Below are 1,081 nucleotides of genomic sequence, written 5' to 3'. Positions count from 1 at the left end.
GTGGATCGGTATCAGCTAAGGTCAAAGTCATTGCTGCTTTTTGTTGTTGACGAACTTCCAACCACGCATGATGTAATAAATGACGAAAACTATCACTATCCTTAGGATGGGTAAGTGGTGAATGTAAAGCTATATAATCAACAAGTTGACCTTTTGCAGGTAAAACAAAACCACCCGTTAAACGACTCCACCAATTATAAATAGGTCTAAACATAGCAACGGTACGATTGTAATCAACGACCCGTGTTTGTTTAAAATTCTTTTGATTCCACAACCCTACCAAACCAACTAATTGCTCATCATCAAATAACACTAAAAAATCATCAATGTTTAAACCATTAAAATAAGGGTGATGATGTGTTAGCTGATAAAAATCATAACGTGGTAAAAATTGATAGTGCTCCGCCATTTGTTTAATAAAGGCATTCATTGCTGGAATGTCAGCAATTTGTGCACGTCGTATTTGTTTGTGAGGGGTAAATAAGGCTTTACGGCCTGTAATAGTATGGGTGCTAATTGTTCCTAATGAGCGATAAATTGGTAGCCCTGCTCTGCCACCTTCTAGTGCCGAACGAGATTTATCATTGGCACTTAAAATAACTGATTGATACCAATCTTCTTGCACACAATCACGAACTGCGCGATTGATATACATCAAAACACGACCACCTTGAAATTGTTTGTCAATGCGTAAGTCAGCACCATAACGAATACGCTGCAAATGACCATCAACAAACACTTCACGCCATCCCATATTCACCATGGCAACTAAACGCTTATCGTTTTGTTTTTCAATAACAATCGTATGTGGGTGTTGATGGGTAACACTGGCCGAATCAAAATAATTTGGTAAACGCTCAAACGCAAATTGCACACCATTAGACGGTTGAGGTTGGGACATCAACGCCAAAATTGCCACATTATCAGCGGCTGTTGCCAATCGTGCGACAAAGCCACTCATGATACCTTGTCCCATTGCTGATCTAAAACAAGCTGAGCCGAAGGTAATAAACGCTCGATCGCCGCACGTTGCACACGGCGAACTGGCTCTGGTTTAATGTTACCTTCAATCATGCCACCT

1 protein-coding gene is annotated in these 1,081 nt (G+C 40.4%); it reads right to left on the bottom strand.

Annotated features, from left to right (window positions below; genetic code table 11):
* On the bottom strand, positions 1-961 hold a 961-nt coding region (locus Q0212_RS15810; RefSeq protein ID WP_297927286.1), incomplete at its 3' end, for a hypothetical protein.
* Positions 962-1,081 lie beyond the last annotated feature (120 nt).

The organism is uncultured Agitococcus sp., assembly GCF_937920075.1.
Taxonomy (GTDB): Bacteria; Pseudomonadota; Gammaproteobacteria; order Pseudomonadales; family Moraxellaceae; genus Agitococcus.
The sequence above is the reverse complement of the archived record's forward strand: the minus strand, read 5'-3'. Positions and strand labels throughout refer to the sequence as shown.